Source organism: Streptomyces sp. NBC_01235, assembly GCF_035989285.1.
Classification (GTDB): Bacteria; Actinomycetota; Actinomycetes; order Streptomycetales; family Streptomycetaceae; genus Streptomyces.
In genome coordinates this window covers 8,107,847-8,120,053 of record NZ_CP108513.1, presented here as the reverse complement: position 1 = coordinate 8,120,053, position 12,207 = coordinate 8,107,847, and the positions used below count along the sequence as shown (strand labels likewise).

General features: G+C 68.8%; 11 protein-coding genes. 3 read left to right on the top strand and 8 right to left on the bottom strand.

From position 1 onward, the window contains the following. Window positions 1-68 precede the first annotated feature (68 nt). Complete coding sequence (locus OG289_RS36605) at window positions 69-689, top strand: hypothetical protein (protein ID WP_327318312.1); 621 nt, start codon at window positions 69-71, stop codon at window positions 687-689. A 328-nt stretch (window positions 690-1,017) separates the two neighbouring features. On the opposite strand, the gene OG289_RS36600 is transcribed toward OG289_RS36605, so the two are convergent. The 3 genes from OG289_RS36600 to OG289_RS36590 form a co-directional block, all read right to left on the bottom strand. Continuing rightward, window positions 1,018-1,653, bottom strand: coding sequence for a hypothetical protein (locus OG289_RS36600; protein ID WP_327318311.1), 636 nt, complete (start codon window positions 1,651-1,653; stop codon window positions 1,018-1,020). A gap of 67 nt (window positions 1,654-1,720) precedes the next feature. Beyond that, complete coding sequence (locus OG289_RS36595) at window positions 1,721-2,422, bottom strand: ribonuclease HII (RefSeq protein WP_327318310.1); 702 nt, start codon at window positions 2,420-2,422, stop codon at window positions 1,721-1,723. A gap of 93 nt (window positions 2,423-2,515) precedes the next feature. Then, the gene (locus tag OG289_RS36590) at window positions 2,516-3,139 is read right to left on the bottom strand and encodes a TetR/AcrR family transcriptional regulator (protein ID WP_327318309.1); all 624 of its coding nucleotides are present in this window, start codon (window positions 3,137-3,139) and stop codon (window positions 2,516-2,518) included. 185 nt (window positions 3,140-3,324) lie between these two features. On the opposite strand from OG289_RS36590, the gene OG289_RS36585 reads away from it, so the two are divergent. Continuing rightward, on the top strand, window positions 3,325-4,872 hold the full coding sequence (locus tag OG289_RS36585; RefSeq protein WP_327318308.1) for an MFS transporter: 1,548 nt from the start codon (window positions 3,325-3,327) through the stop codon (window positions 4,870-4,872). A 319-nt stretch (window positions 4,873-5,191) separates the two neighbouring features. Here OG289_RS36585 and OG289_RS36580 read toward each other — a convergent pair whose 3' ends face one another. The 3 genes from OG289_RS36580 to OG289_RS36570 form a co-directional block, all read right to left on the bottom strand. Continuing rightward, window positions 5,192-6,097: an ADP-ribosylglycohydrolase family protein gene (locus OG289_RS36580; protein ID WP_327318307.1), complete on the bottom strand. Its 906-nt coding sequence runs from the start codon at window positions 6,095-6,097 to the stop codon at window positions 5,192-5,194. 12 nt (window positions 6,098-6,109) lie between these two features. Further along, window positions 6,110-6,769, bottom strand: coding sequence for a histidine phosphatase family protein (locus tag OG289_RS36575; RefSeq protein ID WP_327318306.1), 660 nt, complete (start codon window positions 6,767-6,769; stop codon window positions 6,110-6,112). A 155-nt stretch (window positions 6,770-6,924) separates the two neighbouring features. Beyond that, window positions 6,925-7,530 (bottom strand): YdbC family protein, encoded by a 606-nt coding sequence (locus tag OG289_RS36570; RefSeq protein ID WP_327318305.1) that lies wholly within the window; start codon window positions 7,528-7,530, stop codon window positions 6,925-6,927. Between the two features lie 154 nt (window positions 7,531-7,684). Between OG289_RS36570 and OG289_RS36565 the strand changes: the two genes are divergently transcribed. Continuing rightward, window positions 7,685-8,218 carry a TerD family protein gene (locus OG289_RS36565; protein ID WP_327318304.1) on the top strand — a complete coding sequence of 178 codons (534 nt, stop codon included), beginning with the start codon at window positions 7,685-7,687 and terminating at the stop codon, window positions 8,216-8,218. 103 nt (window positions 8,219-8,321) lie between these two features. Here the strand turns inward: OG289_RS36565 and OG289_RS36560 are convergent, their stop codons facing one another. Both OG289_RS36560 and nrdR read right to left on the bottom strand, forming a co-directional pair. Next, window positions 8,322-11,222, bottom strand: a complete 2,901-nt coding sequence (locus OG289_RS36560) for a vitamin B12-dependent ribonucleotide reductase (RefSeq protein WP_327318303.1) — start codon at window positions 11,220-11,222, stop codon at window positions 8,322-8,324. A 165-nt stretch (window positions 11,223-11,387) separates the two neighbouring features. Next, window positions 11,388-11,957, bottom strand: coding sequence for a transcriptional regulator NrdR (gene nrdR, locus OG289_RS36555; protein ID WP_327318302.1), 570 nt, complete (start codon window positions 11,955-11,957; stop codon window positions 11,388-11,390). Window positions 11,958-12,207 lie beyond the last annotated feature (250 nt).

The following is a 12,207-nucleotide window of genomic DNA, read 5'->3' as shown; positions in this document are numbered from 1 at the left end:
TCTGCTGCGGTGTGCGCTCCCCCGAATCCGACCCGCCCGCAGTGTGGGCCGTAGCCGAAGGGAGGATCGTGACCTTCGGATTCGCTCCGTCCTCGGCGGCATCGTTGTCGACGTCCACGTCCGCCACCTCCGCCAGCCGCTTGCTCGAGCCTGCCGAATGGGCCGCGGCCGGCATACCGCTGCTGCGCAACCCTCGGGAAGTCGTCAGCGGGCTGCACTCACGGCACCGACCACGGCCGGCCACCGCGATCGTGGCCGTGCTCGATCCGGACGAGCGCGTGCGGGCCAGCGCCTCGTTCACCCGGCGCCAGGCATCGAGCGACGGCTGGATGTTCCGCAACGCCCTGCTCGCCCAACTGCGCCGGGTCATCCCGCACGACCTGCGGCGCCGTACACCTGTGCGCACCGCCGTGCTGCTCTACTGCCGTGAGGGCGACGCCCGTTGGACGCAGGAGGACGGGGCGTGGATGTGGGGCCTGCGTGACGCCTGCACGCTGCACGGGTTGCGCTGCGGGGCTTACATCACTCTGACCCGGGACGGCTGGCAGGTCCTCGGCGAGGGTCGTGGCGGCCGTCGGCCCAACGCGGATTCCGCTCCGGAGCCGTTCGCCCTGTCCGAGGCCCCGCCCCCACTGCCACGAACCGGCGGCGCCGCCTCCGATGTGCTGCGTCGGGCAGCCGCCCGCTGAAGTCGACCGGTTGGCCAGGGCGCCCTCAGGAGCGCCGGCCTCCGCGAGCGGGAAGCCTACGAGGGCTGACGGGCATCGGCCCGGCGGACATCGGCCTGTTGCGCATCGGCCCGACGTGCGTCATGGCGCGGGAGTACCGGACCGCCCGCGCCGATGCGTACGTCCGGCTGTCCGCGGGCGCCTTGGCCCGGGCCCGGTAACCGCTGAGGGGCCTTCCGGGGGCCTTGCCGTACGGCACCCGTACGGCCGGCCCAGGGCACACCACGGAGGCGCCGCGGCAGCGCGACGCCTCCGTCGGCCCGGTGCCTCTCGGCCTACCGGAACCCGCTCAGACGCCCGCGCCCAGCACCGCGTTGATCTGCTGCGGGTCGCCGCAGACGATCAGCAGCGCAGCGGCCCGAGCGAGGGCCAGCGGCAGAGCCGTGGTGGCCACGGTGTCGGGACCACCGTTGACGGCAACCACGACGACAGGACGACGGCCCGCTCGGTCCGCCACGGCGGCATCGGCGTAGAAGACGTCGTCTCCCACGTCGTGCTGCGCCCAGTAGGGCGCCTCGCCGAAGGACAGCTCATGGGCGGCCCAGGGGTGCTGTTCGCCGGTGGTGATCACCAGCACGTCCCCCGGGGCGCGGCCCGAATCCAGGAGGAGGTCCACGGCCTCCTCGGCGGCGTCCAGCGCGCCCTCGGCCGAGGCCGGGATCAACTGGACCTGGGGAGTCACCGAAGCCGGCGAGGCCGCGGGAGCGGCCTCGGCCGAGGGCCCGGGCTGGGCGGCCACGTCACGCGGTGCGCGTTGCACCGGCGGCGTGGGCCGGAGGGGTCCGGGACGACCGGGACGCGACGGAGCCGCGGGACGGGGTCCGGGTACAGGTCGAGGGGTCGGCGCGGTGCGGCCGCTGGCCGGAGTGGCGCGGGGACCCTGGGCACTCTCGTGAATCTGAGGCTCCTCGGGAATGAGAGGCATGGGCTGTTATTTATCAAACGTTGGTGCGGCACGCGCCAGCGGGTGGCACATCAGTGCGACCGGATCGTCAGAAGTCGAAGCCGAGCTGACCTTCGATCTCCGGAACGCTTCCGTTCGCCCAGCTGCGGGCCTTCTTGAGGTGCCGCCACTGGGGCAGCGCATCAAGATACGCCCACGACAACCGGTGGTACGGGGTGGGGCCCCGCTCCTCCAGTGCGGCCTTGTGCACGGGCGACGGATACCCGGCATTGTCCGCAAAGCCGAAGTCTGCATGGTCGATGCCCAGTTCGGCCATCATTTTGTCGCGCCGGACCTTGGCGATCACCGAGGCCGCCGCGACCGCCACGCACGACCGGTCGCCCTTGATCACCGTGCGGACCCGCCACGGATCACCGAGATAGTCGTGCTTCCCGTCGAGGATCACCGCGTCCGGGCGGATCGGGAGGGCCTCCAGGGCCCGCCCGGCGGCGAGCCGCAGCGCGGCGGTCATCCCCAGGTCGTCGATCTCCTCCGGGGAGGCGTGCCCCAGAGCGTACGACGTCACCCACTTCAGCAGTACCTCGGCAAGCTCGGTGCGCCGCTTGACGGTGAGCAGCTTGGAATCGGTGAGGCCCATGGGGGGCCTGCGGAGTCCGGTGACCGCCGCGCAGACGGTGACAGGCCCGGCCCACGCGCCGCGGCCGACCTCGTCGACACCGGCAATGACCTTCGCTCCGGTCGTGGCGCGAAGGGAGCGCTCGACGGTGTGAGTGGGTGGTTCGTACGGCATGGCGCCCTTAGATTACGCCGCCTGGATCCCCTCGCGACACCCCGGTCGACACCAGCCCTTCACAGGTCGATGACAACGGTGCCGAAAACGCACTCAGGGCGCGACCGGTCGGAGCAACGGCAGCATGAGCCGGTCGATCATCTCGTCGAGATCGCGATCATTCCATTCGCATGCGCACATCTTTGATCGATACATCATCATGGCCGGAATGACGTCGAAGACATAACCGTTCGCCGCGTCGTGCCGCACCTCACCCCTCTCGATTCCCCTACTGATGACCTCATGAAGGAGCTTGACGGTCGGCTCCACCACGCCCTCGAAGATCAAGGCATGGAAGCGCTCCGCCCGAGTTGGATCGCATTCGTGAATTACCGAGCGCAGTGCGGAACCGGGCCGGGAGAACATCACGTCACGCGCCTCGCGGCACAGGGCGGCCAAGTCCTCACGCACGCTCCCTCGATCGGGGGCGGCATCCAGCCGGGGCAGCCCGGCCCGCAGGGCGTCCGCGACCAGGTCCTCCTTGGACGGCCAGCGGCGATAGACGGCGGCCTTGCCCGTCTGGGCACCGGCCGCGACGCCTTCCATCGTGAGTCCGTTCCAGCCGACGGTGCCCAACTGCTCCAGCGCGGCATCGAGAATCGCGCGTTCGAGCACAGCGCCGCGCCGACGGGGGGAGGCCGCCTGAGCGGGGGCGGCCGTCCAGCGCGAAGTGATCATCTGAGTGTCTCCAGCGAGCAGGGAGCGGGGATTTCGGGGAGGGGTGAGGCAGTGTGCGACCGCGACGGGGGACGCGCCGAGGGGCGGCGCCGCAAGTGAACGCTTGCGTTCACTATGAAGGACTCACTACCGTTGACGGGCCAGTGAACGCCAGCGTTCACTAACGCTCTTGTGGGGGACCCATAGTGACAACCTCTCAGTTGATTCAGGACCAGAAACCGGGTGCGGCCCGCCGGGAGGGGCATCCCGGCATCGCGCTCACCGTCATCGCGGCCTGCCAACTCATGGTGGTACTCGATGCCACGATTGTGAACATCGCACTCCCGCACATTCAAGACGCGCTCAAGTTCAGCACCACCGACCTCACCTGGGTGGTCAGCGCCTACACGCTCACCTTCGGAGGCCTCCTGCTGCTCGGTGCCCGAGCCGGTGACATCCTCGGCCGACGCCGGGTGTTCATGACCGGCATCCTGCTCTTCACCTTCGCCTCGCTCCTCGGCGGACTGGCCCAGGAGCCCTGGCAGTTGCTGGCCGCGCGCGCCCTGCAGGGGATGGGAGGCGCCATCGCGTCGCCCACCTCGCTGGCGCTGATCACCACCACGTTCCCGGAGGGACCGGAGCGGAACCGGGCCTTCGGCGTCTTCGCCGCCGTCTCGGCGGGCGGCGGTGCCATCGGCCTGCTCGCGGGCGGCATGCTCACCGAGTGGCTCGACTGGCGCTGGGTGCTGTTCGTCAACGTGCCCATCGGAGTACTCATCGCCGCCCTCGCGCCGCTGTACATCAGCGAGTCCGAACGGCACCCCGGGCGCTTCGACATAGCCGGCGCGCTGACCTCCACGACCGGCATGGCCTCCCTTGTCTACGCCTTCATCCGCGCTGCGGAGGAAGGATGGCGGGACAGCCTCACCCTCGGCGCCTTCGGCGCCGCGCTGGTCCTGCTGATCGCCTTCGTGTTCACGGAGATGCGGGCCAAGGAACCGATCACTCCGCTGAAGATGTTCGCCGACCGCAACCGCTCCGGAACGTACGTGATCATGCTGAGCCTCGCTGCGGCCATGTTCGGCATGTTCTTCTACATCGTCCTGTTCGTGCAGAACGTACTGGGCTACAGCCCGATCAAGGCAGGCCTCGCCTTCCTCCCCGTCACGGTCGCCATCGCGACGGGCGCGGGTCTGTCGCAGCGCTTCCTGCCGGTCCTGGGCCCCAAGCCGTTCATGGTCACCGGCGCCTCGCTGGTGGTCGTCGGCCTGACCTGGCAGGCCTTCATCAACCCGGACAGTTCCTACGTCGGCGGGGTGCTGGGGCCGATGGTGGTCTTCGGGTTCGGCATGGGTCTGAACTTCGTGACGGTGACGATCACCGCGGTCGCAGGTGTCGCCCAGCACGAAGCGGGTGCCGCGTCCGGCCTGCTCAACGCCACGCAGCAGGTGGGCGGTTCGCTCGGGCTGTCCATCCTGACGACCGTCTTCGGGACGGCGAGCAAGGACGAGGCGGAGAAACAACTGCCGAAGTTCCTCGCCGACGGATCCGCGGAGCAGAAGGCCGAGTTCGCCAGAACACACCAACTGCCCGCTCCCTGGGGGCACGAGGTACTCGCCCAGGGCATCTCGACGGCCTTTGTCCCAGCCGCCGCGATGGCCGCGCTCGCTCTGATGACGGCCTGGTTCGTGATCCGTGTCCGTAAGAGCGACCTCGAGGCGCTGTCCGGCACGGCAGGTCCCGTGGTCGGCTGACAGGACGACCCCATGGGCCGACCCCGGAGTGCCGCTGCCCGACACCGCGCAGGCGTGTCCCCCGCTCCCCGGTCGGCCCACCCGGGCCACCCGGGCCACCCGGCCCGCCCGGACCCTCGGCAGCAACAGCGTGATCACAAACACGAACAAGACGAACCGCATGCCCACCTCCACGCCCCCTGCATCGCTCCCGCAGCCACCCGCTCGTATGCACGCACCCGTCGCACAGCGGATGTCGGGACAACGCACGGACGGTCACGCAGAGTTCCCATCGAACACCGAGAGTTGCGCCTCGCGGGAACTCGCCCCACCTCACACGTCACACGGACGCGGGCACCCACCCCGGCAGCGCTTCCACCTGTCGGGCCCAGGCCGCCGGAGGCGCCCCGGTCTTGCCGGACGCCAGCACTCCGCCCACGATGGCGCAGGTCGTGTCCACGTCCCCGCCGACCTGCGCGGTCGTCCAGAACGCCGTCTCGTAGTCACCGAGAGCGCGAGCAGCCGACCAGATCGCGAAGGGGACGGTGTCATGGGCCGACGTACGCCTCCCGCAGCCCAGCACGGCCGCGACGGTGGCCGCGTCGGCGTAATCGAGCATGTCCCTGGCACGCCTCAGACCCGCGCCGACGGCACTCTTCGGGACGAGGGCGATGACACCGTCCAGAAGCGCCTCGGCGCTGGGCGGGCCTCCGGGGGCGCCGGCCAGCGCGGCGGCCGCGGCGACGGCCATGGCACCGACCACGGCCTCCCTGTGCTGATGCGTGGGGTAGGCGGAGATCTCCGCCTGATGGGTCGCCTGCTCGGGGTCGTCCGCGTACCAGGCTCCCAAGGGGGCGATCCGCATCGCTGCGCCGTTGCCCCAGGACCCCTGCCCGTTGAACAGGGCGGCTGACAGTTCGCGCCAGTCGGCGCCCTCCCTGACCAGCCTCAGCAGCCGGTTCACCGCAGGGCCGTATCCGCGGTCGAAGTCGTGGTGCTCCGCGAAGGCGTGGGCCAGGGCGTCCTGGTCGATGCGATGGTGGGTGGCCAGGACGGCCACCACGGAGCAGGCCATCTCGGTGTCGTCGGTCCACTGCCACGGGCCGGGCGGCAGTTCGCGGCGCTGCAGCAGCGGATAGTTCACCGGCACGAAGAACTGTGAGCCCAGCGCGTCACCCACGGCGAGGCCACGCAGGCTGGCCAGGGCGCGCTCCAGGCGCCCGTCGGGAGAGGAATCAGCGGTCATCGCTCTGCCACTCTATCCGGTGATCCCGTACGGCTCCGGGTCTCGCCAGCGGTTGAAGGGCCGGTCGAGCGTGTACTTGCCGTCGTCCCCGAGAACGAGCATCCGCATCTCGGCGTTCCCCGGGTTCGACAGGGACTCGAACTCGGCGACCGTCCAGTGGAACCAGCGCATGCAGAACAGGCGCATGGCGAGGCCGTGGGTCACGATGAGGACGTTCGGCGGGTGGTCCGGGGCCTCGAAGCTGCGGTACAGGCTCTCCAGGAAGCCGCCGACCCGGTCGTAGACGTCGGCTCCGCTCTCGCCCTGGGCGAAGCGGTAGAAGAAGTGCCCGTAGGCGTCCCGGTAGGTCCTCTGCAGCTGTACGTCGTCGCGGTCCTGCCAGTTTCCCCAGTCCTGCTCGCGCAGCCGGGGCTCCTCGCGTACCCGTATGAGCTCGGAGTCGAGGTGGAAGGCTCTGAGGGTCTCGTGGGTGCGCCGGTACGGGGAGACGTACACGCTGACCCGCTCGCGGCCGAAGACCTCCCGCAGGTTCTTTCCCGTCTCCTCCGCCTGCCGCCAGCCCCGCTCGGTCAGGGCCAGTGCATGGTCGGGCTCACGCTCGTAGACGGTGTCATCAACATTGCCCGTTGACTCCCCGTGCCGGACAAGGACGATGCGCCGTGGTCGTGCCATGCCAAAACCCTAGATCGGATGACGGCCGATCGAGCACTCGTAGGGCCTGCATACGGCGCAGGTCACACAGATCCCGCATCAGAAGGCACAAAACAACACACGATCAACGAGCGCGGTGACGAACCAGTTGGTGATTCCGCCGACGAGTCCGGGTTTCAAACCGTCCAGGTGGACTCAAGTTCGACGATGTCGCCGGTGAGAGAGGAGATGTCCGCCTCCGTCTGGGCACGCAGTGCGAGCCGCTCCACGCGCTCGGTGCGGTACTTTCCGTGCTCCGCCTGCGAACGCCACATCGACAGCACCAGGAACTCGTGACCGGGCGCCTCGGCGAAGAACCCTCGGATCATGCCGGGCGAGCCGGCCATGGCGGGGTTCCACACCTTCTCCTGCATCAGGGTGAAGTGCTCGGCGCGTTCCTCGTGGACCCGGCACAGTGCCACTCGCAGCAGGTCGGAGTCGGTGAAACGGGGCTCGAAGCCCGTCTTCACGTCGAAGCGGTAGTCGAACAGCCGCACCTGGGCGTCCTTGAAGGTGCCCGACTGCGCCGCCGCCAGCCGGTCGTGGGAGCGTGCCATGAAGGAGTCGTAGAAGGCGCGGCTCTCCCAGAAGGCGAAGACATGCGCGACGGAGGGCCGTCCCCTGCTCCAGCCCCCGCCCTGTCCCCGAAATCCCGGCTCCCCCAGAAGCCCCGCCCACTTTCGCTGTCCCCGTTCGAAACCGCGGCGGTCCACCACGGTGCAGCGAATCCACTTGACCAGCACCGCGCCATGGTAAGGCCAGCGGGCGTGGCGTCGGTCACCCTTGGACGCGGTGCAGCGCTGCGACGACGCACGCGCGCGTGGCAGGATGGACAACCGGCCCTGACGGCCGGGCAGTTCGGGGAGACGGCAGACGGGGAAACGGGGAGGGGAGTCCGTGAGCGGCCTCAACAAGGGAATCCGCAAGATCGAGATGGCACTGAAGTGGGACCCGAGTCCGGCGGGGCAGCCGCCCACGGATCTGGACATCGTGGCCGCGACCTACCTGGCGGCCGATCCGGCCGGTGCCCCTGACTATGTCGTGCACTTCGACAGTCGCTCGCCCGACGGCACGATCTATCTCAACCGGGACAGCAAGGACGGCAAGGGCTTCGGCTGGGACGAGGTCATGACGCTGGAACTCGAACGGCTGGACGCGCGGTACGCGCGCGTGGTCGTCGGCGTCGTCATCCAGCAGAACCCGGAGCACCGGACCTTCGTCAGCGTCCTCAACCCCGGCTTCCGGATACGAGAGGGCTACACCGTCCTGGACGAGGACGACTTCGGCGGCGTTCTCGGCGCGACCGCGGCGACGGTCGGGGAGTTCGTGCGCGAGCCGTCCGACGGCTGGTCGTTCCACGCCGGCGTCCAGGGCTTCGAGGACGACCCGGCGACGTTCACGAGGATCATGGGCCAGGTGCGCCAGTCCTGACGGCGGGCGTCACGACTGGGCAGGAAAAACGCCGAGGGCGGTGGAACCGACAACCGGTTCCACCGCCCTCGCCCGCTGGTTCACATCCAGCAGGTTTCCGACATCAGCTGCAGCCGCTGGTCGAACCGCAGCCCTCGCAGATGTAGCAGGAACCGGCCCGCTGCATCCTGGTGCCGCAGGAGAAGCACAGCGGGGCGTCGGCCTGGATGCCCAGCTGCATCTCCACCAGCTCGGCGCTGGTGTGGGCCTGCTGCGGAGCGGGCTTGGCCGCCTCGACGTCGACCTTCGGGGTGGCGACGGCCTTCAGGTCCGTCGGGCGCGGGGCGGACTGGGCGAGGCCCTCGACGTCCACCTCCTCCTCCTCGAGAGTCGGCTCGTACGAACCGGTCTCCAGGTGACGCTGACGCTCCTCGGCGGAGTGGATGCCGAGCGCGGAGCGCGTCTCGAAGGGCAGGAAGTCGAGCGCCAGGCGCCGGAAGATGTAGTCGACGATCGACTGCGCCATCCGCACGTCCGGGTCATCGGTCATGCCGGCCGGTTCGAAGCGCATGTTGGTGAACTTCGAGACGTACGTCTCCAGCGGCACGCCGTACTGGAGGCCGACGGAGACCGCGATGGAGAAGGCGTCCATCATGCCGGCGAGGGTCGAGCCCTGCTTGGACATCTTCAGGAACACCTCGCCGAGACCGTCGTCCGGGTAGGAGTTGGCGGTCATGTAGCCCTCGGCGCCACCGACCGTGAACGAGGTCGTGATGCCGGGACGGCCCTTGGGCAGGCGCTTGCGGACCGGGCGGTACTCGATGACCTTCTCGACCGCGGTGCGGATCGTGTCCTCGGCCTTCGCGGTGATCTCGGTCTTCTCCTTCTCCTTGGTCTTCGCGGAGAGGGGCTGGCCGACCTTGCAGTTGTCGCGGTAGATCGCGAGCGCCTTGACGCCGAGCTTCCAGGCCTCGAAGTAGATCTCCTCGACCTCCTCGACGGTCGCCGTCTCCGGCATGTTGACCGTCTTGGAGATGGCGCCGGAGATCCAGGGCTGGATCGCGGCCATCATGCGGACGTGGCCCATCGGCGAGATGGCGCGCTCGCCCATGGCGCAGTCGAACACCTCGTAGTGCTCGGGCTTGAGGCTGGGGGCGTCGATCACGTTGCCGTTGTCGGCGATGTGGGCGACGACCGCCTCGATCTGCTCCTCCTGGTAGCCCAGGCGGCGCAGGGCCTGCGGGACGGTGCCGTTGACGATCTGCATCGAGCCGCCGCCGACCAGCTTCTTGAACTTGACCAGGGCGAGGTCGGGCTCGACGCCGGTGGTGTCGCAGGACATCGCCAGACCGATGGTGCCGGTCGGGGCGAGCACGGACGCCTGGGAGTTACGGAAACCGTTCTTCTCACCGAGACGCAGCACGTCCTGCCAGGCCTCCGTCGCGGCGGCCCAGACCGGGGTGTCCAGGTCGTCCATGCGCACGGCCGTGCCGTTGGCGTCGGAGTGCTGCTTCATGACGCGGTTGTGGGCGTCGGCGTTGCGGGCGTAGCCGTCGTACGGGCCGACGACCGCGGCGAGCTCGGCGGAGCGGCGGTAGGCCGTGCCGGTCATCAGGGAGGTGATGGCACCGGCCAGGGAGCGTCCGCCGTCGGAGTCGTAGGCGTGACCGGTGGCCATCAGCAGGGCGCCGAGGTTGGCATAGCCGATGCCGAGCTGGCGGAACGCGCGCGTGTTCTCGCCGATCTTCTGGGTGGGGAAGTCCGCGAAGCAGATGGAGATGTCCATCGCGGTGATGACGAGCTCGACGACCTTCTGGAAGCGGTCGGCCTCGAAGGACTGGTTGCCCTTGCTGTCGTCCTTGAGGAACTTCATCAGGTTCAACGAGGCGAGGTTGCAGGACGTGTTGTCCAGGTGCATGTACTCGCTGCACGGGTTCGACGCGGTGATCCGGCCGGACTCGGGGCAGGTGTGCCAGTTGTTGATCACACCGTCGTACTGGATGCCCGGGTCGGCACAGGCCCACGCGGCCTCGGCGAGCTTGCGGAACAGCGCCTTGGCGTCGACCTTCTCGATGATCTCGCCGGTCATACGGGCACGGAGGCCGAACTCGGTGCCGTTCTCGACGGCCGTCATGAACTCGTCGTTCACGCGGACGCTGTTGTTGGCGTTCTGGTACTGGACGGACGTGATGTCGTCGCCGCCCAGGTCCATGTCGAAGCCCGCGTCACGCAGAGCGCGGATCTTCTCCTCTTCCTTCACCTTGGTGGCGATGAAGTCCTCGACGTCGGGGTGGTCCACGTCGAGCACGACCATCTTGGCCGCGCGACGCGTGGCGCCACCGGACTTGATGGTGCCGGCGGAGGCGTCGGCGCCACGCATGAAGGAGACCGGGCCGGAGGCGTTGCCGCCGGAGGAGAGGAGCTCCTTGGAGGAGCGGATGCGGGAGAGGTTCAGGCCGGCGCCGGAGCCGCCCTTGAAGATCATGCCCTCTTCCTTGTACCAGTCGAGGATCGACTCCATGGAGTCGTCGACGGCCAGGATGAAGCAGGCGGAGACCTGCTGGGGCTGCGGGGTTCCGACGTTGAACCAGACGGGGCTGTTGAAGCTGAAGATCTGGTGCAGGAGGGCGTACGCCAGCTCGTGCTCGAAGATCTCGGCGTCGGCGGGCGAGGCGAAGTACTTGTGGTCCTCGCCGGCCTTCCGGTACGTCTTCACGATGCGGTCGACCAGCTGCTTGAGGCCGGTCTCGCGCTGCGGGGTGCCGACGGCACCGCGGAAGTACTTGCTGGTGACGATGTTGACCGCGTTCACCGACCAGAAGTCGGGGAACTCGACGCCACGCTGCTCGAAATTGACCGAGCCGTCGCGCCAGTTGGTCATGACGACGTCACGGCGCTCCCAGACCACCTCGTCGTACGGGTGCACGCCGGGGGTGGTGTGGATGCGCTCGATACGCAGGCCCTTGGTGATCTTGGCGCCCTTGGCTCGGGAACCTCGTGCCGGACCGCTCGCCGTCTCTGTCATGCCGCCTCCCTGGTACGGGCAAAACGCCCTGAAATGCCACGTTGTTCCCGTGACACGGTGTTCTGTCTTGTGCTGTGGGCACCCACGCGCTACCGCCCACAACAGGTCTTCGTCCGCCGCCGCCCGGCCGTTTCCGGAGTCTGAGGCCCGGGTTCGGCCCGCCGGTCAGTCGGCGGCGTGGGCGGGCTCGGGGACCTGCACGGTCCCTCCGGGCCCGCCGTCGTCCTCCCGGCCCCCCGTGACAGCCTCTGTGTCGCCCTCGCGGTCGTCGTCGTCCGCGATGGGGCGCCCCGTCTGGTGCCTGAGTTCCGCGATGGCGGCCTCGAAGTCCTCGAGCGAGTCGAACGCCCGATAGACGGAGGCGAACCGCAGATAGGCGACGAGGTCGAGCTCCTGCAACGGGCCGAGTATGGCCAGCCCCACGTCGTGGGTGGTCAACTCGGCGCTTCCGGTGGCCCGCACCGCCTCCTCGACCCGCTGGCCGAGCTGAGCGAGAGCGTCCTCGGTGACCGGCCGTCCCTGGCACGCCTTGCGCACACCATTGATGACCTTGGTACGACTGAAGGGCTCCGTGACTCCGGACCGCTTCACCACCATGAGCGAGCACGTCTCCACGGTCGTGAAACGACGGGAGCAGTCAGGGCACTGGCGGCGCCTGCGGATCGACGTGCCGTCGTCCGTCGTACGGCTGTCGACGACACGGCTGTCGGGGTGCCTGCAGAAGGGGCAGTGCATGAACTCCAACCCTCCTCACAGCAGACTCAATAGCCTCGCCGGGCCTCACGGGCCCCTCGAAGCAGCCCCAAGCATAGGCGATCCATGAGCATCCGAAGACACCGGGGACCACAACTTCTGGGCCGCTGCTGCAATCCAACCACTAGATGTGGGGCTTGGCCCATACATCCAGGCTGCAACGCGTGTCGCACACGCCGGGCTCACCGCACGCGATCCCGCCGTCACGCCGAGCACCCGAAATCCACCCGCG

Bases quoted from the DNA above. Each gene is read 5' to 3' on its own strand.
- OG289_RS36600 (WP_327318311.1), bottom strand. From the start codon at position 1,653: ATGCCTCTCATTCCCGAGGAGCCTCAGATTCACGAGAGTGCCCAGGGT.
- OG289_RS36595 (WP_327318310.1), bottom strand. From the start codon at position 2,422: ATGCCGTACGAACCACCCACTCACACCGTCGAGCGCTCCCTTCGCGCC.
- OG289_RS36590 (WP_327318309.1), bottom strand. From the start codon at position 3,139: ATGATCACTTCGCGCTGGACGGCCGCCCCCGCTCAGGCGGCCTCCCCC.
- OG289_RS36580 (WP_327318307.1), bottom strand. From the start codon at position 6,097: ATGACCGCTGATTCCTCTCCCGACGGGCGCCTGGAGCGCGCCCTGGCC.
- OG289_RS36575 (WP_327318306.1), bottom strand. From the start codon at position 6,769: ATGGCACGACCACGGCGCATCGTCCTTGTCCGGCACGGGGAGTCAACG.
- OG289_RS36560 (WP_327318303.1), bottom strand. From the start codon at position 11,222: ATGACAGAGACGGCGAGCGGTCCGGCACGAGGTTCCCGAGCCAAGGGC.
- nrdR (WP_327318302.1), bottom strand. From the start codon at position 11,957: ATGCACTGCCCCTTCTGCAGGCACCCCGACAGCCGTGTCGTCGACAGC.